This window comes from Candidatus Acididesulfobacter guangdongensis (assembly GCA_004195045.1).
GTDB lineage: Bacteria > SZUA-79 > SZUA-79 > Acidulodesulfobacterales > Acidulodesulfobacteraceae > Acididesulfobacter > Acididesulfobacter guangdongensis.
This window is the reverse complement of sequence record SGBC01000001.1, coordinates 840,125-863,731: the sequence shown is the minus strand read 5'-3', so window position 1 is coordinate 863,731 and position 23,607 is coordinate 840,125. Positions and strand designations below refer to the sequence as shown.

Below are 23,607 nucleotides of genomic sequence, written 5' to 3'. Positions count from 1 at the left end.
CAAATCGATATATATATTATAATATTTAGTCTAAACTTTAAGAACAGATAAGAAAGCCTCCTGCGGTATTTCAACAGAGCCAATATTTTTCATCTTTTTTTTGCCTTCTTTTTGTTTTTCAAGCAGTTTTCTTTTTCTTGTAATATCTCCGCCATAGCACTTGGCAAGAACATTTTTTCTCAGTGCCTTTATTTCTTCCCTTGCTATAATTTTAGAACCTATTTGCGCCTGTATAACAACTTCAAACATCTGTCTCGGAATTAGCGTCTTTAGTTTTTCAACTATATTACGTCCTCTTATAAATGCTTTATCTTTATGCGCAATAACAGAAAGCGCATCCACAGGCTCTTTGTTGACAAGTATTTCAAGTTTTATCATATCCGACCGTCTGTATCCGGAAGTGTCATAATCAAAAGAAGCGTAACCTTTAGATAGCGACTTTAACTGATCATAAAAATCAAGAACAATTTCAGAAAGAGGCAATTCATATATAAGCAATACCCTCTGCTTAGTGATGTATCTGAGCTCTATCTGTAATCCCCTTTTTTCAACGCAAAGATTCATTATCTTGCCGAGATATTCCGTAGGAACATATATATTTGCATGTATAAAAGGTTCTTCGATGTAATTTACTTCCTGCATAGGAATTTCCTTTGAGGATGGAAATTTTGCAGGATTTAAAGCCTCCTTAACTTCTCCTTTATTTGTTATAATTTTATAAAGCACCGTAGGCGATGTCGTGATTAAACTCAAATCATACTCTCTTTCTAACCGCTCTACGATAATTTCCATATGAAGCAGCCCAAGAAAACCGCATCTGAAACCAAATCCTAAAGCTAACGAAGTTTCAGGCTCATAGGTAAAAGATGAATCGTTAAGCTTGAGTTTTTCTATTGAATCCTTGAGTTCCTGATAATCATCCGAATCTATTGGATAAATTCCCGCAAATACCATCGGTTTAGGTTCCTTAAATCCTACAAGCGGATTATTGGTAGGATTAGATACTAAAGTTACTGTATCTCCTATTTTAAATCTGCTGGAATCTTTTATATTTGCAATAATACAGCCTACATCCCCTGCACTCAGCTGCTGCAGTACTTGCATATGCGGAGAATAAACCCCTACTTTCTGAACTTCATAAGATTTACCTGAACTCATAAGCAAAATACTATCCCCAGCCTTTACGCTGCCGTTAAATACTCTGACAAGCGCAACAACTCCCTGATAGGAATCAAACCATGAATCAAAAATTAAAGCTTTAAGCGGCGCTTCAGGGTCTCCATCAGGAGAAGGAATTTTCATGACGATGTCGTCAAGAATTTCTTTTATACCTATCCCTTCTTTGGCGCTCGCAAGAATAGCGCAGTTTGCATCCAATCCGACTATTTCTTCTATTTCCTGCTTAGTTTTTTCAATATCTGCACTCGGCAAATCTATTTTATTAATTACTGGAATAATATTGAGATTCATATCGGAAGCAATATACACATTCGCCAGGGTTTGCGCTTCAACTCCTTGAGATGCGTCGACTATAAGCAATGCGCCTTCGCAAGCAGCTAAAGATTTTGAAACTTCATAGGAAAAATCAACATGTCCGGGGGTATCTATTAAATTTAATATATAAGGTTTGCCTTCAAAATTATATTTAAGTCTTACGGTTTGAGCTTTTATCGTTATGCCTCTTTCGCGTTCAAGTTCCATATTGTCAAGAAATTGCGAAACTTTTTCACGATCATTTATGGTTCCGGTAAATTCTAACAGTCTGTCCGCCAACGTTGATTTACCGTGGTCTATATGCGCTATTATCGAAAAATTTCTAATGTTTTCTATTTTCATTAATTAGTTTTGTTAGTTAAATTAAATTATATACTGACAGCACCGTACAAAATTATTGTTAGTCCGGCGATATAATAAAGTCAGGCAAAATCATAAGCCGAGTTCTGTTAATTAAAATAATCATTTATCTAAGCGAACAACCCGAAAACCGTGTAAGACGAGCAGCCTTAAGTTTCCCTATTTGTTCTTTCTTCTGGCGGGGCTTGCCACTGTACGCGTTGCCGCATATCAGAGTGAGCTCTTACCTCACTATTTCACCCTTACCGCAATATAAATAAAAAGACAAAAAATGATAACTATTAATTTTTTTAAAATGCGGCGGTATATTTTCTGTTGCGCTTTCCTTAAAGTTGCCTTCACCGTTTTAAAACGGCACCATGCTCTGTGAAGCCCGGACTTTCCTCAAAATTAAATTGTAATAATTCAATTCCGCGATTATTAATTCTGCCTGAACAGTTTGATTTTATCAATTTTAAAAAAAATAGTCAAACAAAGTATTTTCAAGCTTTAATCTTTGTCTTTTTATTTGCTTTGGTTTTATTTTTTTCTGTATTATGTATAATCTCGCCGCTGTTTGTTTCCGGCATTTCCTGTTTATAATAAAGTATCCTTGAACAAATCGGACATTGCATAAATATTTCTCCTGACAAGAGTTCATTAAACTGCTGCGGAGGCAATATTCTGAAACATCCGGTGCAGGCGCGATTGTTGTTGACAGGTATAACTGCGGGAAATTTATTATTATTTTTTATTGCTTCGTAAATATTTAAAAATTCAACTTTCAATATCTTTTCAAGTGTTTTTCTTTTATCCGATAGATTTTTCTTTATGTCGCAATATTTAATCTTATCTGATTCTATTTCAGCTTTTTTATTTGATATAATGTCCGATAAACGTTTAATATCTTCTTCCGTTATTTTTATTGCCGATTTAATTTCTTCCTGCGCGCTCATCGTTTTTATAATTTCTTCTTCTTCTAAACTCTTTAATGCCTCATTATCTTTAACCGATTTTTGCATTGCATTGTATTCTTTGTTTGTTTTAATTTGTTTTTGAGCTTCAGTGTATTTTTCAATCTTTTCATTATACGACTCAACATTTAACTCGCATAAATTTATTTTTTTTTGTAATTCCGATAATTCATTTTTTAGCCTTTCCAATTTTTCGTTTTGACTTCTTACGCCTTCAGCCGATTCATTTATTTCATAAATGTTTTTTGCTTCATCATCTTCAATTTTCTTAATATTCATGTCAATATCCTGAATGTCAATTATATAAGCAATTTGTTCGTTCAAATTTAGTCTCCTTTAAAATTTAAGATAGGGTTAAAATCAATATTATTTGTTAATATTTTAATTTCAAAATAACGTTCTAATATTTCTTTTAATATTTCGTTAAAAGATTTTTCAGAATCAAAATGCGGGATATCAATAAGGCATAAATTATTATTATAAGCCTTTATCGCTTCATGATAGGAACATTCCGAGGAGATAAAAACATCCGCTCCTTTATTCATAGCTTCATTTATATAAGAAAAACCGCTGCCTGAAATTATTGCAACTTTTCTTATAACTCTTTTAAGATTTCCCGTATAATTTACATAAGTTGAATTTGTTATATTTTTTACTTTTATAATTAAATTTTGCAGGGTTACTTCCGTTTCATTTTCGTTAAATTTGCCTATAACTCCTAAACCTGCGAGATCATCTCCGCCATAGCCGGCTAGCGGATATACGTCATAAGCGACTTCCTCATATGGATGAACTTTCTTCATTTCTTCGATAGTTTTATCTAAATTATTTTCTGCAACTATTACCTCAATTTTTGATTCATCTACAAAACTTGTTTTATCTGATTCTCCTATAAAAGGATTAGCTCCTGAAACTGGTTTAAAAGAGCCTTTTCCTTTTGTTTCGAATGAACAGTCTTCGTAATTTCCTATTACAGGATTTGCATATTTAAATAAAGCTTCCCTTACGGCATAAATATAACCTTTAGGAACAAATACCGATAATTTATAAAGTTTTTTTTTAGCCGGATATATAGGAAGTAGTGAAGTAAGATTAATTTTTTGAGCTATAAATCTGCTCATTGAATACACGGAAGAATCAAAATTTGTATGCATAGAATACACACAAATTTTGTTATTTAATAGAGTATTTACAATTGCGGCGTCAGTTGAATTTATATCTATTGATTGTAAAGGTGATTGTGAAGGTGATTTTATAGGATTAAAGAAGAAAGGATGGTGTGTTATTATCAGATTGCACTTATTATTAACGGCTAATGAAACTGCTTCCGGAGATAATTCTAAAGATATTAAAACCCCAGCTGCAGGTTCATCAGCCAATTTTAGCTGATAACCTGAATTATCCCATTTTTCCTGAAGACCCAACGGGACTAAATTTTCTAATTTTTCAATAATTTCTTTTATCAAAAAGGTCATTATTATAATAATAATGGTGGGCCCACCCGGGTTCGAACCAGGGACCTTCCGGTTATGAGCCGGCGGCTCTACCAGCTGAGCTATAGGCCCGTATCGTATTGCATATTATTTCACAAAACTTTTTAGTCTCTTTGATCTGCTTGGATGTCTAAGTTTTCTCAAAGCTTTAGCTTCAATTTGTCTGATTCTTTCTCTTGTAACGCCAAATTCTTGTCCTACCTCTTCCAATGTATGGTCAGACTTTATACCTATACCGAATCTCATTCTTAAAACCTTTTCTTCCCTTTCGGTTAACGTTCCGAGAACTTTTGTAGTTTGCTCGCCAAGGTCCGTTGAAATAGCTGCTTCTAATGGCAAAATCGCAGTTTTATCCTCTATGAAATCTCCCAAATGACTGTCTTCTTCCTCTCCTATGGGAGTTTCTAAGGAAATAGGCTCTTTAGCTATTTTAAGGACTTTTCTGACCTTGTCAATAGGAAGATCCATTCTTTCGGCTATTTCCTCAGGAGTGGGTTCTCTGCCTATCTCTTGTACTAAACCTCTGGATGTTCTAATTAATTTATTTATAGTTTCAATCATATGTACCGGAATTCTTATAGTTCTCGCCTGATCCGCAATAGCCCTTGTTATAGCCTGTCTTATCCACCATGTAGCATAAGTTGAAAATTTATATCCGCGTTGATATTGAAACTTTTCAACAGCTTTCATTAATCCAATATTGCCTTCTTGAATAAGATCGAGAAACTGCAACCCTCTATTGGAATATTTTTTCGCAATAGAAACTACCAGCCTCAGATTAGCTTCAACCAACTCAGTTTTAGCAACTTTAGACTTTTCTTCGCCTATTTTTATTGCATCTACAATTTTTTTTAAGGAATTCCTGTCAACCCCGACTTCATCTTCTATTCTTTCAATTTTATTTTTTGATTCTGCAATAAGTTTAGAGATACTTTCAACTCGTTTTAAATCTTTAAATTTTTCATTATTTAATTCTATTAATTCTTTCTCTAATTTTACATAATTTTCAGTATAATTTGCAACCTTTAAATTTAAATTTTTTAATTTTGTTATAACTTTATCGGTTTGCTTTTTTTTAAGATGCAGTTCTTTCAATAATCCGATAACCTTTTTCGCAACTTCAGGACTTAAATTAGTATGTCTTACGCTAAAAGATTTTTCAAAATTGTTTGCATCGTTTTTATACTCATCTTTTTCATCACTGCCGACTCTATCGTCTTTTTCTATATATCTTGCAATATTACTGTTATAATCATCGGCGGCAATCAGACCATTTTTTTGTTTATTATTTTTTAATTTTATATTTTTTGATTCGCAAGCGCTTAAATCTTCTGAATTATTTTTAATGAGTTTATTGAAACCTATTGTTTCTTTTATTTTTTCTATAATTCCTACTACCCTGCCCACCGATTTGTCTATATCTTTATCGCTTGGAAATTCTTCATCGTCAAAATCAGATACAATATCTGTTATAATATTTTTATTGACATTTAACTTATCTACGAGGGAGATAACCCTATTTATCATGAGATCTGAATTTAAAACCGATGACAGAATTTCTTCTTCGCCTTCTTCTATAGTTTTTGCAATTTCTATCTCTCTTTCCCTTGTCAGAAGTGAAACCGACCCCATTTCTCTCAGATACATCCTGACGGGATCATTTGTTTTCAGAGAAACATCCTCTTCTTCCTCTTCTTCCGTTTCTTCTATAAAAGTACCGTCAAGGAGATGCTTGTTGTGTTTTAATTTTAGCGAATAGCTGTTGTTGGATGAATCGCTTATAAAGTCTACATCCCTTTCACCGAGCATATTCATTAAATCGTCTATTTGATCAGGAGAAATAATATCGGCAGGAAAAATTTCATTCAGCTCATCATAAGAAATATGTCCGCCGTTTTCTTTTGCTTTATCTAAAGTCTTTTTATATATCTGGTCGTCCAATTCCTTTTTCTTATTTGTAATCGGCTCGCTCAATTCGTCGTTTAAATCACTTAAGGTTGAATCTGATTTTTTATTTGCTTCGTTATCCTTTTTATTCGGAATAGTGCTCATATTATCGCCGTTAATAGCATTTTTTATCCTTTTGCCGGAGTCTTTAATATTATTATTAAAATTTTTATTTGATTTGCTTTTATCTTTCTTTAGAATTTCAATATTTTTTTTCATAAGATTATTTTATTTTTATAGGCAACCGCATATATTATACTCTATATAATTATATAACAGTATCTTAATAAAGTAAATTAGCAATTTATAACGAATTCATTTTTTTATGTAATTTTTCTACCAAATTTTTAACCGCAAGCAGTTCTTTAGATTTTTTATTCCAATCTTCAGCGCTTAACGAGCCGTTATTTAAATCTTTTATTAAATTAGATTGTAAAATAAGTACATTATTAATCTTGCGCCTGACAATCAATCTTATAAAATTTCTTTCCGCTACTTTTGCAGAATCTTCAAAATCTGCCGAAGCACTTTTATTTACAGCACTGCTATTTTCAAAATTGTAAGATGTACCGCTTATATGACTATCTGCAGTATTTATATTTCCATTTATATCGTCTTTTACAAATTGGCATTCGTAAAACAACATTCTCCATTTTTGGGGATTTTGCGTTTTCTTAAAGACTTCGTCGATACCAATCTGAATAGAAAATTTTGTAGCAAATGCCCGAGAACTTCCCTGAATCAACTTATCTTCTGCAAGGTTTAAACAATCAGGAACAGGAACCTCTACTGAAACATCATTGGACAGAAGGTATTTTATTTCTTTAATTATAATAACTATATCTCTATCGGAAAATTCTTTTAATATACTCTCGTTAATAAGTTTTGTCAACATAAATTTTCTAAAGATTGCTGAAAGTATCATTGTTTCTATTTTATTACTCTGGTCGATTAATGCCTCTCCTGAATTATAGTCTAATAATTCATATTCGCTTTCGACGTGCTTGCCGATTTCGCTATTTTCAGCGAAATTAAAATCATTACCGCCTCTATTATTATTAATTACACTGCCTGATTTGATAATATTTATATTATCACCGTCAACAATATTTTTATAATTAGCTCCGTTATTTTTGCCACTTGGCAAATACCTTTCGTCATTATAAAAACTAACATCCGCAGGGCGATTATTGCGTTCACCCGCATATCTATTATTATACTGCATTTTTTTATTATTTACATAATTTGACAATTTATTGTTTGCGTATTCCCTTACTAATTTTTCATTCAGTCCGAGTTTGCCTGCTATCAGATTAATATAATATGAAAATAAAATTGTATTATCTGCATTCAAAAAAGGAATTATATTGTCTATAATATAAATCTTCTTTTTTAAAATAATTTCTTTATTAAATTTTATATCATTATTATTATCAAAATTTAATTCATAATTTTGCTTTGTATTGTTTGCTTCAATGCCCTGCCCTTCATGGCTGCCGTCTTCTTGCCCGTCCGCTGTATTATTATAAGATTTAACCTGCCTGCCATTAGCAGCAGGCGTTAAATATTTATTTATATAATAATCTATTATAAATTCAATAATCCTTTTCTTATTGCGGTCCAGATAAATTTTTAATTCAGCCGAACCAAATTTTTGCATGAAACTGTCCGGGTCTTCGTTGTCTTTTAGCGAGACGGCATAAATATTTTTCTCAGAATTATCCATAAATTCTTTAAATAATTCCATCCCTCTGTTTATAGCATTTAATCCTGCTTCGTCGCCGTCATAAAGCAAAACTATATTATCGCAAAGTCTGGCTAATGATAATATATGATTTTTAGATAACGCAGTCCCCATAGTTGCGACGGTATTTTTGATGCCGCCGTTATAAAGCGATATCATATCAAAATAGCCTTCTACAACGATTACGTAATTTAAATCTTTTATATAATTTAAAGATTTATTGAGCCCGAATAATGTTTTGTTTTTGTTAAAAACTAAAGAATTATTGGTATTAACATATTTGGGTCCGTCTTCAATATTATTTTTGCCGCCTATATTTATAATTCTTGAGGCAAAAGCAAGAGGCTCGTTAAATTGGTCGAAAATAGGTATTATGAGTTTATTACTAAACCTATCGGTATACTTACTGCCATTTTTATAAAGTAAACCTATATTTACTGCAATATCCAATTGAAGTTTGTTTTCTGCAAGTATTTTAGAAAGCCCCTTATTAGAAGGCGCATACCCCAGCATGAATTCTTTTGCAATTTCTTCGTTTATACCCCTTGCTTGTAAATAATTTAAAGTATTGGCTCCTGTTTTTTTGTAGATAAACAAATTTTCATAATAATAATTCAGGGCTAATTTTAATATTCTTTTTATTTCTGCTTTTTCGGAAAATTCTTGATTATCCTGATTATTATTCCTGTAATGGGTAATATTGCTATATTGTTTAAAATTATTTTGCGTCCAATCATCTGCCTCAGCAATATTATATTTTTCTTTAAGATAGTTTATCGTCTCTCCAAAAGATTCTCCTTTAATATCCATCAAAAAATTAATTACATTTCCGCCCTTGCCGCAGCCAAAGCAATAAAAAAGACCTTTTTCTGCGTCAATATTAAATGACGGTGTCTTTTCGGAATGAAACGGGCACAGTCCTGAAAAGCGCCTGCCTACCTTTTTTAATTTAACATAAGCGGAAACTTCGTCGTAAATATTCACGGAATCTAATATTGTCTGTATATCTGAGCTCATATTACGGGGTTAAAGAAAATAATAAGATTTATATATGCTTAAGATATGAAGTTATAACATTTCCTGCGCTGTAAAAATAAGGCAGCACCGCATAACTTTTTAACTTTTTTAAGGAACTGTAATTATTTTTAACTAAGGGCAATGAAAAAAGAAAAAATATAACGAGGCTAAGTATTATAAAAACTTTGATTCCTGCAAAAAAAAACCGCCTATTTTATTAACAAAACCAAGCATTAATATATCAAGCAGTTTGGTAATCAAAAAAGAAATTACTGCAAATATTAAACTTACTATAATAAAAACCGAAACAAATATTATTATCTCCTTTACCTCATAATTTTTGATATTATTAATAAAACCAAAATAGGCAAGATGAAATTTACTGAAATTTTCTGCTGCATAGTACCCTGCAAAAAAAGCCGCAGCCAATCCGACTAGCGATAGAACCTCTTTCGCAAATCCTCTAAAAAAGCCGCGAACCATTGCGGCAAGCATTATAATCAAAATTATAATATTTATATACATAAGCAATTAATAATATACAAACAATAATTAATATACTGTATAAATTTATATAATAAAAATTGATACAAATTTATACAGTATATAATTATTATAATATACAAAACCGATGGATATCATTTTTTTCAAAATTATAAATCGGATAAATTAATAATTATAGCGATTTTTTTTAGAATTTCGCTTTCTTGCCGCCGCAGCTTTTTTCTTTTTTTTAACGCTGGGCTTTTCGTAATGTTCTCTTTTTCTGATTTCAGAAAGGATTCCTGCTCTTTCGCAGGATTTTTTAAAACGTCTTAATGCACTTTCAAATGATTCATTGTCCTTTATTTTTACGATTGACAAAAGTAGACTCGCCTCCTTTTTATAAGAGCACTCTTCATTATATATTATAGTTCTATTTATAGTATCTAACAATTAATAGGTGTTTGTCAACTACAATCTTTAACTTTAATTCTGCAATAGAAAATATTTATGCATTTCTTTGCTCGGTTAAGCAAAATATATATAAGGAAAAGGTGTCTGTGACACCTTTTCTGAAAAAATTAATCTGACACCTTTTTCCGCTTTAATTTTTATATATTTCTTGAATTTTTCTCGTCGATCCCCGACACCCCTTCTCTTTTTTTTAATTCTAGTATTATATTTTTTATGTCAATATCTAAATAAACCAGAAGTACCATATAAAAAAAAAGTAAATCGGCAGCTTCATAAATAGCGTCATGTTTTTCTTTATTAAAACCTGCGATAATTAATTCGAGGGATTCTTCCTGTAATTTTTTGCCTATTTTTTCTAAACCTGAATTTACAAGCTTTGCAACATACGATTTTTCAGGATCCGATGTTTTCCTGCTTTTAATCAAATCAAATATTAATTTTAGCGAATAAAAAATTTTACCGTCAAATTCGATATCTTTTGCGCTTTCCGCATTTTTATGCATTGCGTCCGAATCCGTACCGTTTTTATCCTGTATATTTTTAACCTCACTATTGCCGAAATTTATCAGGCTATTATCTAATTTTGAAAAAAAACATGTCTTGTGTCCGGTATGGCATGCATCGCCTATTTGTATAATTTTCAAAAGAATGGAGTCGTTATCGCAATCATAGAATATTTCCTGCACTTTTTGAATATGTCCTGAAGTTTCCCCTTTTTTCCATAATTGTTTACGCGAACGTGAATAGTAATGAGCATAGCCTGTTTCTAATGTTTTATTAAGCGCTTCATCGTCCATAAATGCAAGCATAAGAACTTCTTTTGAATAATAATCCTGAACAACGGCGGGTATAAGTCCGTCTAATTTTGAAAAATCGATAGAATGAATAAAATCATTTTTTTCGCTCATCATATTAATTTAGTTAATTTCAATATTTAATTTAAGTATTTATTTGAACTATTCGTTGATTAAATGCTGTGAAATAAATCACACATTATTTGTTTAAATCCTTACGTCTATACCTTTTGTTCTGAGATAGTTTTTGATAGCCGTAATATTAGTTTCTTTATAATGGAAAATTGATGCGGCGAGAGCGGCGCTCGCAAGCCCTTCATTAAAAACATTTTCGAAATCCTCGGCACAGCTTGCTCCGCCGGATGCTATTACCGGAATTTTAACATTTTGGGCTACAAGATTAGTCAGTTTTATATCATACCCTTTTTTAGTACCGTCCATATCCATGCTTGTAAGCAAAATCTCCCCTGCGCCTCTATTATAGACTTCTTTTGACCAGACTATTGCATCAATGTTCGTATTTTTCCTGCCTCCATGCGTAAAAACGCAATATCTGCCGTCTATATTTTTTACATCTAACGCAATTATTATGGTAGAAGAGCCAAACTTTTTAGCAGCTTCGTCAATTAAATCCGGATTTAAAACTGCCGAAGTATTAATAGATATTTTATCCGCTCCGCTGTTTAAAAGATTCCTTATGTCATTTATGTCCGATATACCGCCGCCAACACTAAATGGAATAAAAATGTTTTTTGAAATCTCTTTTACTAATTCTATCAATGTTTTTCTCTTCTCAAACGAGGCTGTAATATCAAGAAACATTAGCTCGTCAGCAAGGTCGTCATTGTAAGAGACTGCAAGTTCGACTGGATCGCCTGCCGATTTGACAGATTCAAAATTTATACCTTTTACAACTTTATTGTCTTTAATATCAAGACACGGAATAATTCTTTTTGCTAACATTTTTGTTTATGTTTATAATAATTATTTATTTATTGCAGTTATTGCAGCGTTTTAATGGCTTCTTCTAAATTAAGCCTATCGTCATATAGCGCTTTTCCTGTTATTATACCGAGCATGTTGTCTAAATATAAATCCCTCAGCAGTCTGATGTCGCCAATGCCGGATACTCCTCCTGAAGCTATAAACTTAATATTATTAATAGCGCTATCGTCATTATTATCGGCATTGCATAGACTGCTATCAGTATTATTGCTTATTTTCTGTATATCTCTGCATATAGACGAACATTCTTTTATAAAATCAATATTCGGTCCTTTGAGCATTCCGTCTCTGTTAATATCGGTAAAAATAAACTGGTTAACGCCATAATTATTATACAGATTATCCACGGCATCATAAAAGTCTACCTCTATTTTTTCCGTCCAGCCGGATAACGCAATTTTTTTATTAAACAAATCAAGACCTGCAATTATTTTTCCCTTGTATTTTTCTAAAGATTTTAAAATACCGCCGATGTTTTTAAAAAGAATAGATCCGAGAATAACATACGAAGCACCTGCATTAAAATAATTTTCTATTGTTTCGTCGTCCCTTATTCCTCCGCCGATTTCAACAGGAATATTAACAGATTTGATAATATCATTAATTATATCGAAATTTTCCGGATTTCCTGATTTTGCGCCGTCAAGATCAACTACATGAAGCCTTTTAGCGCCTTGACTCTGCCAATTTAAAGCGGCTTCCAACGGCGTCAATTTATAATTTTTTTTATCTTTATAATCTCCCTTTGCAAGCCTTACACATTCTGAGCCTAAAATATCTACAGCCGGTATAATCATCATATGCGTTTTTATACTTTTATATAATTTTATAATTTTTATTTATAATTTATCCTTTAATCCTGCAATTATCAGGGCAAAGGTATCAGATTAATTTTTTGCAAATATTTTCTCTGTAAGTTAAATGTTTCGTATGAAAAAAAAATAAATCTGATACATTTCTCTTATGATGAAAGTTTTATGCTAAAAATGACTAATCAGTAGTAAAAACTAAGACACAAAATTTTTTAGCAATGTCAGTCCGGCATCATGACTCTTTTCAGGATGAAACTGGCACGCAAAAATATTGTCCTTTTTTACGCATGCCGTAAATGTTTCGTAATAGAAACAAGAAGCAGCCGTAATAGTATCATCATCGGGTTTGCAATAATAAGAATGCAGAAAATAAAAAAAACTATTATTTTCTATATGTTGAAATTCTTTTATTCCGTTTTTTTTTATATTAATATCATTCCAGCCGACATGCGGAATAATCGGAACGATATCACTATTAAATTTAATCACTTTGCCTTTCAATATCCCAAGTCCTTCCGCATTCCCAAATTCTTCAGAATGTTCAAATAAAAGCTGCATACCCAGACATATTCCAAGAAATGAAACAGAGTTATGATTTAATACCGCATCTTTAATAGGCTGTATTAAATCTTTATTTTTAAGTTCTTTCATAGCATCTTTAAATCCTCCTACTCCGGGAAGCACGAGATGCGTAGCCTTTTCTATTTCATGAAAATCATGGGTAATAGTGGAATCAAAACCTATCTTATTAAATGAATTTTTTACATTATTAAGATTGCCCATGCCATAATCTACAATAACTATTTTAATAGCTTTATTTATCATATTTATATATTAAATTAATATCTTTTATCTGCTATATAATATTTATATATTGCGTTTGAAATAGCATCCGCAATTAATTGTCTGAATGTTGCAGAAGCAAGCAGATGCTCCTCTAAAGGATTAGATATATAAGCATATTCTATTAATACCGCCGGCATTGTCGTAAATCTTATTACATATAAATCGTCCATTACCGTGCCGTCATTTTTAAGTTTCAAATGTTTAGACACATAATGATTTAAAAATTTTGCAAAAGGATACGAATCTTTATGAAAATAATAAGTAGTAGTTCCGTATAGATATGGAACTATCGCCGAATTGCAATATAAGCCTATAAAAAGATTGGCTCCGCTGTTATTAGCCTCATTTACACGCTGCTGCAAGCTGACGTTGACGTTTGAGGTTCTGTCTATCTCGGTTTTTATACCCTTTGCGTTTAATAGTTTTTGAAGTTTTAAAGCAACGCTTAAATTAACAAAAGCTTCAGGCAAACCCATTGGTCCAACCCCTCCAGGATCTGTTCCTCCATGACCGGCATCAATGAAAACATTAAATACAGGTTTCTGCCGATTATATTTCTTAAGCTGCGGGGCTATATTGCTGAATGTTTCTATCTTGCCGGTTCCGTAAACAACGGTATCATATTTATTGTTGCCGATGAAAATAGTTTTTACGGGCAGTCTTTCAAGTAATTTCTCCTTTGCTACAATATGCACGACATAAGGATTTACAGCAAATTGGGCGAACAAAACATCATCAATGTCCCCAAAAGGAATACTTCTTCTGCCGGCATTTCCATAAAGAACCGCATGTCCAAACGCTACAATAAAAAAGTTATCCTGTTCTTTTTTAAATAAGTAACCTTTGTAAAACGGTTTTCCAATAGTATAAACGTTAATGGTACTATTTTGATAATTAACGTAAACGGACGTTATTTTGGTTAAATTGCGGTCTGCGGTATAGGCATTTGCAATGTTTGTAAACAATAGAATGCCGTTTAAAGAAAAAAACAGCAGCAATACCGCACGTAAATAAAAATTATTCGCTAAATACTGAAAAATATCAAAAAAAGAATAAGCTCTTAATCTTATCTTGTCCTTTGACTTATCTTTTAATATTAAATACATAACATAATTTTTTAATTAAATTATTCCTTTCGTCGAAAGAATATTATTCCTTCCTGTCTTGCTTAATGCATCAGAAATACTTACGGCGCAAGATTTAAAAACTGCTTCCGTTATATGATGATAATTGTTGCCGTACATAACATTAATATGCAGATTAATTAAAGCGTTTTTACAGAGAGCTTCAAAAAATATATTTACATAATCATAGAAAAAAATCTCTGCAACTAATTCATTATACACCAATTCTGAATCAAGCAACCCTATTTTTAATTTTTTGCCGTAGTTAATTGATTTGTCAGATTGCATAGAATCGGAATTATTAATTGAATCTGTTTTTTGTGTTGAATGCTTAGATCTTACATAGGACATGTTTTGCCTATTAATAAATTTACCTACCAGCCTTTCTGTGCTTTTTCTCTTAAATAGATTAAATCCGTTTGATAAATCATCAAAACCGTTATTATTATATTTACATATAGATAACTGCGCTTTTTTACTTTTTATATTATAATTGGAGCAAGCGCTTTTATTATTATCATTATTATAATAATGATAAATAAAATAAGCTCTGCCGCTAAAATCAACGGTAGTCTGAACTAAAGCCTCATCCATAGGAACAGAGGCAAATCCGTACCTTTTTATACCTTTCTTTTCTCCGGCAAGTTTATTGATAGCCTGCCCTATAACAATTCCGGTATCTTCTATTAAGTGATGCAAATCTATTTCGGTATCGCCTTTCGCATGCAGATTAACATCAAAATTGGAATGTTTCGCCAGCTGTTCCAGCATGTGGTTAAAAAATGGAATGCCGGTATCTATAACATATTCACCATTTCCGTCAATATTTAAATATAGCTCTATATCTGTTTCTTTAGTCTTTCTTTGAAACCTATCTTTTCTTAACTCTTTATTTTTTAATTGTTCGTCTCTATACATTTTTACTATATACTTTAGTTATTTAACAGTAATTATTTTGTTGAGTCGAATTCTTTGAAGTATTCAATTATTTTATCATTTTCCGATGGAAGACCTACCGTTATTCTGTAAAAATTTTCAAACCGTCCTGTAAAATTTCTTATAGCTACATTATGTTTTTTTAGAAAAGCGTCAAACGCAGATTTAATCTTTTCATCTATTAAGCCAAAAAAAATAAAATTGGCATCTGATTTATAGACGTTAATAAAATTTAGCTTTTTTAGTTTTAAAAATAATTTATCGCGTTGAACAACGGTTTTGTGAATATTTTTTTCAAAAAATATGTAATTATTTAAAAAGAACTCTATGGAAGCAAGCGTCAATGAGTTTATGTTATACGGAAGTTTAATTTTTTTAAACTCGTTTATTAATTTATCTCCTGCAAAAAGCATCCCAAATCTTAATCCTGCCAATCCTATTTTAGAAAATGTTTTCAATACTATTAAATTTTCGTATTTATTTAAATATTTAATAAATGATTCTTTATCTGAAAACATTAAATATGCTTCATCTATAACGACAATATTATTTTTGCCGTCAAGAAGATTGAGCAGTATATCGCTGCTGAAATGATTTCCCGTAGGATTATTAGGATAGGCGAAAAAATAAATATTTTTCTGCCCGCCGCTATTTTCTGTTTTTTCATCATCATAGCAATTTAAGCGTTTTTCACAAGCAGTATCTGCTGCGCCTTGATTAAGTATGTCAGGCGGCAATTCAAAAAAATCTTCAAGCAGATTAATATTATTAACTTTTAGATCATTGTATTTTGCAATAATCTCATACATTGAAAATGTAGGATAAGGAATATTGACGATAATATCTTTTTTTAAACTTGCCAAAATTATGGAAATAAGTTCGTCAGAACCGTTTCCAAAAATAAAATTATCAGACCTTGCGCTATAATGATTTTCCAGCAGTCTGATTAGCCTTTTATTACCCGAATCCGGATATAAATTGATTAGTGTTCCTTTAATAAAATCAGCGTATTTTTTTTTTAAACTTTTATTTAAAGTATAATTAGATTCATTGGCGTCTAATTTCAGTAAATTGTAGTCCTGTTCAATCTCAACCGGCATATACGGCTTGAGATTAATTACGCTTTCTTTAATGAAATTATCTATTTTCATAAAATAATTAATTACCGTTTTTAAAAATTAATATAACATTACTAATCATTTCGCCGGCGCGTACGCATAAGCACCGAATTGCCGTGAGCTCCCAACCCTTCAATATCGGAAAAAAACTTTATATCTTTTGCATTTTTATTTAAAAAATTTTCGGTTGAAAAAATAACGCTTGTTCTTTTCAAAAACGATACAGTATCGAGCGGCGAAAAGAATCTTGCAGTTCCTCCGGTCGGCAAAACATGACTTGGTCCCGCAATGTAATCGCCTATTGCTTCAGGAGTATTTTCTCCAAGAAATACGGCACCGGCATTTTTTATTAAAAACAATTTTTCAAACGGTTCTTTTATGTACAATTCTAAATGTTCAGGCACTAAATCATTAGCAATACCGATAGACTCGTTTACAGAACCGGTTAAAACCAAAGAACCGTTGGAATCTAAAGATTTCTCTATAATTTTTTTTCTATCTTCTTTTGGTATCAGTTTTTCTAAAGATTTTTTAACATTTTCAATCAAATCAAAAGAATTTGTGATAAGTGTAGAAACAGCCATTTCATCATGTTCTGCCTGTGACATTAAATCAATCGCCGCTTTGTCCGGATTTGCAAATTCATCGCATATCACCGTAATTTCGCTTGGACCGGCTATCATATCTATATCTACATCTCCGTAAACCATTTTTTTGGCAGTTGCAACATATATATTGCCGGGTCCGACAATTTTATCGACCGCACTGATAGTTTCAGTTCCATAAGCCAGCGCAAATATAGCCTGCGGTCCTCCTATCCTGTATATTTTATCTACGCCGCATAAAACGGCGGCAGCGATAACATAATTGTTTAATTTGTCGGAAGGAGGCGTAACCATGAACAATTCTTTGACTCCTGCAGCTTTTGCAGGTATAGCGTTCATAATCACCGAAGAAGGGTAGCTTGCTTTCCCTCCCGGAACATATATTCCAACCCGCTGCAGCGGCGCAATCAATTGCCCTGTAATAATCCCCGAAGGGGAAATATTTTCATTTATTTTATAGGCATTGAGATTAGATTTAAGACGCTCTTTAAAATTTTCTTCGTATTCTTCAGTGTTTTCTCCATTGTCAAAAGAAAACCATGTTTTTATTTTTTGCTTTGAGTGATAGTCAAAAACTCTTTTGATTGTTTTTTCTAATATTTTTCGTTCATCAGCGGATAAAAAATCTAACGCATTTTTTTTATCTTTTTCATTTATTGCAAATTCAGCCGGGTCTATTTGTACATTATCAAATTTTGCCGTATAAAAAGATAGAGCATTATCTTTTTCTTCTATAATTTTGTTACGCATAATTTCTAAATCATGCTGAATATTCACGCTAAAACTTAATTGAAGTTTCCTTCTTTCAAAAATAAATGATTTAAAATTATCCTTTTTGGCGTCAAAAAATTTCATTTTATATTTTATATATAATATATGATATTCTTAAAGTTCTATATTTTTATATTTTATGCTTTTATATTTTGATTTATTCTCATTATAATATTATGTATTTCTTTGGGGTTTGTTTTTAAGCTTGCCCTATTGACGATTAAACGGGATGTTATAAGGGCTATTTCTTCAATAAGCAAAAGATTGTTTTGCCTCAGAGTTTCACCGGTAGATACAAGATCCACTATGACCTCGCAAAGTCCGGTTAAAGGAGCCAGTTCAATATTTCCGTATAGTTTGACTATCTGAACGCTTATACCTTTTTTTTTAAAAAAATCTTTTGTTATGTTTACATATTTTGTTGCCACTCTTATATTGTTTGACAGATATAATGCAGTCCGAATATTATTCGTTTCATTACCGTTGATTGCTTTTTTTTCATTTTTGTCCGATTGTCCTAAAACTGCTGCATCCGCACCGGCAATATTGCCAAAATTTATTGATTTATGCACAGCAACTGCTATCTTGCATTTACCAATGCCCAAGTCAAGAGGTTCGTAAACATTTTTAAATTTCTCAAGCAAAATGTCTTTTCCCGCTACTCCGATATCCGCCGCACCATACTCAACAAACGTAGGAACATCCCATGGTTTGACTATTAATAACTTTGCATTATCATCTTCATAATTAAATATTAATTTTCGAGAATTATAATCTTCATCGGAATGTTTAATGAACCCTGATTTTCTTAATAAATCAAGGGCACTTTCAAGTACGCGTCCTTTCGGAATTGCAATCCTCACCTTTTCTTTCATTTATTTAATTCCCGATGCTATTGATTGATTTGATAAATATTCATCATTATAATCCGCCGTGTTTGAATCATCTGTTCTTGAAATAATAGCGCCTAAACCGGATAATTTTTTTTCCATAGCCTCATATCCTCTGTCTAAATGATATATTCTCGATATAGAAGTATAATCCTTGGACGAAGCCAGCCCTGCCAGAACTAACGATGCGCTTGCTCTCAAATCCGTCGCCATAACTTCAGTTCCCGACAAAGCGCTTGTTCCTTTTACTATAGCAAAATTACCGCATACTTTTATATCGGCTCCAAGCCTTCTCAGTTCAGCTACGTGCATAAATCTATTTTCAAAAATATTTTCGGTTATAACACACAATCCTCCTGCAATAGACATAAGCGCCATCATTTGAGCCTGCATATCCGTGGGAAAATAAGGAAAAGGAGCAGTTGAAATATCAACGCTTTTAATCGTTTTAGGTCCTTTTACCCTTACCGAAGAAGTTGAAACAACGTTTATTTTTACACCTGCTTCGGTTAATTTATCTATAATTGCGCCCATATGATTCAGATTAACGTTCTTCACTATAATATCGCCTTGCGTTATAGCCGAAGCAACCATATAGGTACCCGCTTCAATTCTGTCTGAAACAATATAATGGCTTAATTTATTCAGCTTTTTAACTCCTTTGATGACTATAACGGACGGTTCGACTCTTTTAATATTTGCTCCGCCGTTGCATAAAGCAAGAATTAAATCGTCTATCTCAGGCTCTCTTGCTGCATTTTTTATAACAGTAGTGCCTTCCGCAAGCGTTGCCGCCATAATAATGTTTTCCGTTCCTGTAACAGAAGGTATCGGAAAAATAATTTCAGCGCCTTTAAGTTTTCCGGCAGTAGCCTCAACATATCCATGTTCCATCTTAATAGTGGCGCCGAGAGCCCTAAGCGCCTGCAAATGGAAATCGATAGGTCTCGCTCCGATAGCGCATCCGCCCGGAAGCGACACTCTGGCTTTTTTGTATTTAGCAAGCAGCGGTCCAAGAACAAGAACCGAAGCCCTCATAGTTTTCACAAGGTCATATGGTGCATCAAAGTTGTTAATGGTCGAGGTATTTATAGATAATTTTCCGTCGTCCGAATCTTTTACCTCGGCATTAAGACTGACAAGAAGTTTCTTAATAGTAGCTATATCCTGAAGATTTGGAACATTACACAGTTCATTGTCGGAATCGTCAAACATAATAGATGATGCAATAATAGGTAATGCAGCGTTCTTCGAACCGCTTATAGATACTTCACCCCTTAAAGGGATACCGCCTTCAATTATCATTTTTTCCATAATTAATCTTTGCCACCCTTTCTTTTCCTGACAGGTCTTTTATAAAATTGATTGTTATATTGATTGGATTGTTTTTATTACCTTTTGTATTTATTTTATATTTATAATCTTCGCAACTATTATTATATTTATTATCTTTACCGTAAAATGTCAATTCATAAATTTTTTTTATTTCTTCTTTATATCTGTGATCTATTTCTAATAATAAACAAAATTCTCTATCTGTTAAATTACTATTAACCGAATTTTCTATTGCCGAAGAAAACAATTCGAATATTTTCCTGTAAAATTTAAGCCCGTCAATACCTCCGTCAAGAGCTGCACAAGGTTCGTAATTTTTAACTTCATCGCTGAGAAAACCGACATCAGACGATATTATATAAGGCGGATTTGATATTATAATATCAAAATTGTAAAAATCGGTACTATATTTTTTACTAGATTCATTATACCAGCATATATTTGGATTTAAAATATTAAAATACGTTAATTTAATTTTATTTTCTACATTATTTAATACTGCATTTTTTTTTGCAACATTTAAAGCCTTACAGCTATTATCGGCTGCAAATATTTCAATATTTGAATATTTGTAGTTCTTGGCTATTGATACCGCAATGGCGCCTGAACCCGTGCCGATATCTATAACGCTGATGTTTTTAGCTGTATTATTTTTTATATCCGGCTCATTGTAGTTATGACGGCTATAAGAATTGGCGCTGTTTATTTTTTTATTATTTAATCTATAAACTTCTTTTAAACTTTCATCAACTAAAATTTCCGTATCAGGTCTGGGTATCAGAACATTTTTATCCACAAAAAAATCTATAGAATAAAATTCTTTATTGTTAATTATATACGCGAATGGTTCTTTTTTTGCCCTTCTTTCGATATAACCGTTAAAAATATTCAGCTTGTCTTCAGTTATTTTATTTTCATAGTTTACAATAATTCTTTCAATAGAAACGTTCAAAGCATAACTCATAAGAAGCAAGGATTCTTTAAAACAATCAAGAATCTCGTTATTGTTTTCTTTTAAATATTCAGAACCGGCTTTAATTGTTTCAAAAATAGTAAAATTATTTGATTTCAAGAGACTTTTGTGACTCAAAATATTTTGACAGAGGAATTAGCAGCTCGTCAAGATTTCCTTCCATAATGTAATTAAGTTTATGAAGTGTTATTCCTGCCCTATGGTCTGTAATTCTGCCCTGTGAAAAATTATATGTTCTTATTTTTTCGCTTCTGTCTCCGCTTCCTACCATATTTTTTCTATTTTTGGCTTCAATAGATTTTTTATCGGCTTCTAATCTGCTTAATAATCGAGATCTTAATATTCTTAAAGCTTTAGCCTTATTTTTATGCTGCGATTTTTCATCCTGGCATGTGACAACAAGATTAGTAGGCAAGTGCGTTATCCTGACTGCAGAATCGGTCGTGTTGACGCTCTGCCCGCCATGTCCGGTTGACCTGTAAACATCTATCCTTAAATCTTCGGAAGCTATTTTAAGGTCTATCTCTTCCGGCTCCAGCATAACTGCGATTGTAGCAGCTGAAGTATGTACTCTTCCCTGAGTTTCAGTTGCAGGAATTCTTTGCACCCTATGCACGCCGCTTTCGTATTTTAAAAGTCTGAAAACATCTTTGCCTTTTACTGATATTACAGCTTCTTTAAGCCCTCCGGATGCGGAATAGCTCGAAGAAATAAGTTCAAAATTGAAATTTTTTATTATCGCATATTTATTATACATTTTATATAAATCCAGAGCAAAAAGCGCAGCTTCTTCCCCGCCTGTAGCCGCTCTTATCTCCAAAAGTATATCCTTGTCGGCATCGGCATCTTTAGGATAAAAATATTCTTTTATTGATTCTGAAGCTTTATTTGCTTTAGCCTGCAGATCGTTAATCTCATGTATCTCCATGGCTAAAAGTTCGCTATCCGATTCTTTTTTTTTAAGCCTTTGAAGTTCTTCTATGTCAGAAAGTATTTTATTGTATTCATCGAAAGTATCGGTGACCCTCTTTATTGCGTTATATCTTTTAATAGGTTCTTTAGCTGATTCATTAAAACCGTCTTTGCTGATTTCTTGAATATTTTCATTAAGATTTTTAGCCTCTTCTTTAAGTTCTTTACACTTTTGCACTATAGCATCTTCAAGTTTTACAAAAGGCAGCTCATTATCATTTTTATAATTATTCTGTTCGATTAAATCTTCCATTATGCTAAACCCTTCATCCATTCTTTTTTAATTTCTAAAGGTCTGCCGCAGCTAAACTCTCCTTCTGAGCAGCCGCTTCTGACGCAAGACGGTCCTGCGTTCTGGAAAATAGACGGAGCTATCGGATAAACAAGTTTAAAAATTTCCTTAGCAAGATTTCTTATCTCCCACTGTGCTCTTTCGCATCCTCTCAATTTAAAAAAATGCAGCAGCTCTCTTGCGTTCATAGTAAAACTTAATTGTGTTTGTGCGGCATTAGGCAAAATGTACCTTGCATCTTCGGCGGGAATGCCGTTTTCTAAAAAAAACCCGTACAAAGAATAAATTTCCCCGACTAAATTGTTAAATTTATCTAAAAATTCTTTATTTTTAGATATAGATTCAGGAATAACTATCTGCGGATTAATTTCTTTGACATACCTCTGACTTCTCTGGGAATACGAGGCAATTCTGTGCCTTACTAACTGATGCGAAGCGCTTCTGGATAGTTTATCTACTATAAAAGTAAAATTAGCATGTTCAAGCACTGATTCGTGTCCTGAAGTTCTAATTTTTTTTATTAACTTTCTCGCTTTTTCTAAACCGTTTTCAGCTTCTTTAAAATCACACTCTATTTTTGTTATATCTGAGGCGCTGTAACACAGCCTTGCAGCTATTGCAACAGTAATTTCAGGATTAGTCGTATAATTTATTAGTTTAACCATCTATCTCGCTATCTCGCTAGCTATCTCGGTCTGTTAGCCGATTTATCGGCAGCTGTTAATTAAGTAAATTAATTGGAACAAATTAAGACAAAACACGTAAGATAAAGTAAACTTTTTTTTCCGCAGTTCCTGCTGAGATATTTTTTTACGGATAATGCTTAAAAACCATCCCGCCTTTTACCCAGTATGCGGCGTGCGTTTTCACCTAGCGGGACCAGACATTTCAGGCGAATAAGCTAAAATTACTTTATTTCTTTTTTTCTATATTATACTTTTTATTAAACTTTTCTATTCTGCCTGCGCTATCGACAAATTTTTGTTTGCCGGTATAAAACGGGTGGCACTGGGAGCAAATGTCTATATGAATTTCTTTTACAGTGCTTCCGGTAACAAATTCATTTCCGCATGCACATCTTACTTTTGTTTCAAGATATTCCGGATGGATTCCTTTTTTCATTTCTGTTTGATACCTCTTTTTGAAATTTAATTTTTATGAAAAACTTT

Annotated in this window: 20 protein-coding genes, 1 tRNA gene, 1 other RNA gene and 1 pseudogene; all 23 read right to left on the bottom strand. The window is 32.4% G+C overall.

The genetic code is table 11. The features are described 5' to 3' along the window. Positions 1 to 30: 30 nt before the first annotated feature. The gene (locus EVJ46_03990) at positions 31 to 1,836 is read right to left on the bottom strand and encodes an elongation factor 4 (protein ID RZD17394.1); all 1,806 of its coding nucleotides are present in this window, start codon (positions 1,834 to 1,836) and stop codon (positions 31 to 33) included. Between the two features lie 77 nt (positions 1,837 to 1,913). After that, positions 1,914 to 2,287: RNase P RNA component class A (gene rnpB, locus EVJ46_03985), an RNA gene on the bottom strand. Positions 2,288 to 2,336: 49 nt separating this feature from the next. Further along, entirely contained in the window at positions 2,337 to 3,131 is a 795-nt protein-coding gene (locus EVJ46_03980; GenBank protein ID RZD17393.1) for a hypothetical protein, read from the bottom strand. A gap of 2 nt (positions 3,132 to 3,133) precedes the next feature. Then, positions 3,134 to 4,282, bottom strand: a complete 1,149-nt coding sequence (locus tag EVJ46_03975) for a Nif3-like dinuclear metal center hexameric protein (GenBank protein ID RZD17392.1) — start codon at positions 4,280 to 4,282, stop codon at positions 3,134 to 3,136. Positions 4,283 to 4,296: 14 nt separating this feature from the next. Then, positions 4,297 to 4,372, bottom strand: a tRNA-Met gene (locus EVJ46_03970). Between the two features lie 15 nt (positions 4,373 to 4,387). Further along, positions 4,388 to 6,466 carry an RNA polymerase sigma factor RpoD gene (gene rpoD, locus EVJ46_03965; GenBank protein ID RZD17391.1) on the bottom strand — a complete coding sequence of 693 codons (2,079 nt, stop codon included), beginning with the start codon at positions 6,464 to 6,466 and terminating at the stop codon, positions 4,388 to 4,390. 85 nt (positions 6,467 to 6,551) lie between these two features. Further along, positions 6,552 to 9,008: a DNA primase gene (gene dnaG, locus EVJ46_03960; GenBank protein RZD17390.1), complete on the bottom strand. Its 2,457-nt coding sequence runs from the start codon at positions 9,006 to 9,008 to the stop codon at positions 6,552 to 6,554. A 174-nt stretch (positions 9,009 to 9,182) separates the two neighbouring features. After that, positions 9,183 to 9,533 (bottom strand): hypothetical protein, encoded by a 351-nt coding sequence (locus EVJ46_03955; GenBank protein ID RZD17389.1) that lies wholly within the window; start codon positions 9,531 to 9,533, stop codon positions 9,183 to 9,185. A 144-nt stretch (positions 9,534 to 9,677) separates the two neighbouring features. Beyond that, on the bottom strand, positions 9,678 to 9,872 hold the full coding sequence (locus tag EVJ46_03950) for a 30S ribosomal protein S21 (protein RZD17388.1): 195 nt from the start codon (positions 9,870 to 9,872) through the stop codon (positions 9,678 to 9,680). A 230-nt stretch (positions 9,873 to 10,102) separates the two neighbouring features. Beyond that, on the bottom strand, positions 10,103 to 10,873 hold the full coding sequence (locus EVJ46_03945) for a bifunctional phosphoribosyl-AMP cyclohydrolase/phosphoribosyl-ATP diphosphatase HisIE (protein RZD17461.1): 771 nt from the start codon (positions 10,871 to 10,873) through the stop codon (positions 10,103 to 10,105). Positions 10,874 to 10,966: 93 nt separating this feature from the next. Continuing rightward, complete coding sequence (gene hisF, locus EVJ46_03940) at positions 10,967 to 11,722, bottom strand: imidazole glycerol phosphate synthase subunit HisF (GenBank protein RZD17387.1); 756 nt, start codon at positions 11,720 to 11,722, stop codon at positions 10,967 to 10,969. A 38-nt stretch (positions 11,723 to 11,760) separates the two neighbouring features. Further along, positions 11,761 to 12,564, bottom strand: a complete 804-nt coding sequence (locus tag EVJ46_03935) for a 1-(5-phosphoribosyl)-5-[(5-phosphoribosylamino)methylideneamino] imidazole-4-carboxamide isomerase (protein RZD17386.1) — start codon at positions 12,562 to 12,564, stop codon at positions 11,761 to 11,763. Positions 12,565 to 12,771: 207 nt separating this feature from the next. Next, positions 12,772 to 13,401 carry an imidazole glycerol phosphate synthase subunit HisH gene (hisH, locus tag EVJ46_03930; GenBank protein ID RZD17385.1) on the bottom strand — a complete coding sequence of 210 codons (630 nt, stop codon included), beginning with the start codon at positions 13,399 to 13,401 and terminating at the stop codon, positions 12,772 to 12,774. Between the two features lie 14 nt (positions 13,402 to 13,415). Next, positions 13,416 to 14,528: an N-acetylmuramoyl-L-alanine amidase gene (locus EVJ46_03925; GenBank protein RZD17384.1), complete on the bottom strand. Its 1,113-nt coding sequence runs from the start codon at positions 14,526 to 14,528 to the stop codon at positions 13,416 to 13,418. A gap of 555 nt (positions 14,529 to 15,083) precedes the next feature. Further along, positions 15,084 to 15,464, bottom strand: a pseudogene (locus EVJ46_03920) (imidazoleglycerol-phosphate dehydratase). Between the two features lie 32 nt (positions 15,465 to 15,496). Then, on the bottom strand, positions 15,497 to 16,633 hold the full coding sequence (locus EVJ46_03915; protein RZD17383.1) for an aminotransferase class I/II-fold pyridoxal phosphate-dependent enzyme: 1,137 nt from the start codon (positions 16,631 to 16,633) through the stop codon (positions 15,497 to 15,499). 41 nt (positions 16,634 to 16,674) lie between these two features. After that, the gene (gene hisD, locus EVJ46_03910; GenBank protein RZD17382.1) at positions 16,675 to 18,060 is read right to left on the bottom strand and encodes a histidinol dehydrogenase; all 1,386 of its coding nucleotides are present in this window, start codon (positions 18,058 to 18,060) and stop codon (positions 16,675 to 16,677) included. Between the two features lie 53 nt (positions 18,061 to 18,113). Then, complete coding sequence (gene hisG, locus EVJ46_03905; protein ID RZD17381.1) at positions 18,114 to 18,851, bottom strand: ATP phosphoribosyltransferase; 738 nt, start codon at positions 18,849 to 18,851, stop codon at positions 18,114 to 18,116. Then, positions 18,852 to 20,180, bottom strand: a complete 1,329-nt coding sequence (gene murA, locus EVJ46_03900) for a UDP-N-acetylglucosamine 1-carboxyvinyltransferase (GenBank protein ID RZD17380.1) — start codon at positions 20,178 to 20,180, stop codon at positions 18,852 to 18,854. Then, positions 20,161 to 21,294: a peptide chain release factor N(5)-glutamine methyltransferase gene (locus tag EVJ46_03895; GenBank protein ID RZD17379.1), complete on the bottom strand. Its 1,134-nt coding sequence runs from the start codon at positions 21,292 to 21,294 to the stop codon at positions 20,161 to 20,163. Before EVJ46_03895 ends, murA begins: the two co-directional genes overlap by 20 nt. Further along, entirely contained in the window at positions 21,260 to 22,399 is a 1,140-nt protein-coding gene (locus EVJ46_03890) for a peptide chain release factor 1 (GenBank protein RZD17460.1), read from the bottom strand. Before EVJ46_03890 ends, EVJ46_03895 begins: the two co-directional genes overlap by 35 nt. Beyond that, the gene (locus EVJ46_03885; GenBank protein RZD17378.1) at positions 22,399 to 23,103 is read right to left on the bottom strand and encodes an FAD-dependent thymidylate synthase; all 705 of its coding nucleotides are present in this window, start codon (positions 23,101 to 23,103) and stop codon (positions 22,399 to 22,401) included. The genes EVJ46_03890 and EVJ46_03885 overlap by 1 nt, the downstream gene beginning before the upstream one ends. 247 nt (positions 23,104 to 23,350) lie before the next feature. Further along, positions 23,351 to 23,560 carry a 50S ribosomal protein L31 gene (locus EVJ46_03880; GenBank protein RZD17377.1) on the bottom strand — a complete coding sequence of 70 codons (210 nt, stop codon included), beginning with the start codon at positions 23,558 to 23,560 and terminating at the stop codon, positions 23,351 to 23,353. Between the last annotated feature and the right edge of the window lie 47 nt (positions 23,561 to 23,607).

What these genes read in the sequence shown, in the direction of transcription:
- EVJ46_03990 (RZD17394.1), bottom strand. Translation starts at nt 1,836, where the DNA reads ATGAAAATAGAAAACATTAGAAATTTTTCGATAATAGCGCATATAGAC.
- EVJ46_03975 (RZD17392.1), bottom strand. Translation starts at nt 4,282, where the DNA reads ATGACCTTTTTGATAAAAGAAATTATTGAAAAATTAGAAAATTTAGTC.
- rpoD (RZD17391.1), bottom strand. Translation starts at nt 6,466, where the DNA reads ATGAAAAAAAATATTGAAATTCTAAAGAAAGATAAAAGCAAATCAAAT.
- dnaG (RZD17390.1), bottom strand. Translation starts at nt 9,008, where the DNA reads ATGAGCTCAGATATACAGACAATATTAGATTCCGTGAATATTTACGAC.
- EVJ46_03955 (RZD17389.1), bottom strand. Translation starts at nt 9,533, where the DNA reads ATGTATATAAATATTATAATTTTGATTATAATGCTTGCCGCAATGGTT.
- EVJ46_03945 (RZD17461.1), bottom strand. Translation starts at nt 10,873, where the DNA reads ATGAGCGAAAAAAATGATTTTATTCATTCTATCGATTTTTCAAAATTA.
- hisF (RZD17387.1), bottom strand. Translation starts at nt 11,722, where the DNA reads ATGTTAGCAAAAAGAATTATTCCGTGTCTTGATATTAAAGACAATAAA.
- EVJ46_03935 (RZD17386.1), bottom strand. Translation starts at nt 12,564, where the DNA reads ATGATGATTATACCGGCTGTAGATATTTTAGGCTCAGAATGTGTAAGG.
- hisH (RZD17385.1), bottom strand. Translation starts at nt 13,401, where the DNA reads ATGATAAATAAAGCTATTAAAATAGTTATTGTAGATTATGGCATGGGC.
- EVJ46_03925 (RZD17384.1), bottom strand. Translation starts at nt 14,528, where the DNA reads ATGTATTTAATATTAAAAGATAAGTCAAAGGACAAGATAAGATTAAGA.
- EVJ46_03915 (RZD17383.1), bottom strand. Translation starts at nt 16,633, where the DNA reads ATGAAAATAGATAATTTCATTAAAGAAAGCGTAATTAATCTCAAGCCG.
- hisD (RZD17382.1), bottom strand. Translation starts at nt 18,060, where the DNA reads ATGAAATTTTTTGACGCCAAAAAGGATAATTTTAAATCATTTATTTTT.
- hisG (RZD17381.1), bottom strand. Translation starts at nt 18,851, where the DNA reads ATGAAAGAAAAGGTGAGGATTGCAATTCCGAAAGGACGCGTACTTGAA.
- murA (RZD17380.1), bottom strand. Translation starts at nt 20,180, where the DNA reads ATGGAAAAAATGATAATTGAAGGCGGTATCCCTTTAAGGGGTGAAGTA.
- EVJ46_03890 (RZD17460.1), bottom strand. Translation starts at nt 22,399, where the DNA reads ATGGAAGATTTAATCGAACAGAATAATTATAAAAATGATAATGAGCTG.
- EVJ46_03885 (RZD17378.1), bottom strand. Translation starts at nt 23,103, where the DNA reads ATGGTTAAACTAATAAATTATACGACTAATCCTGAAATTACTGTTGCA.
- EVJ46_03880 (RZD17377.1), bottom strand. Translation starts at nt 23,560, where the DNA reads ATGAAAAAAGGAATCCATCCGGAATATCTTGAAACAAAAGTAAGATGT.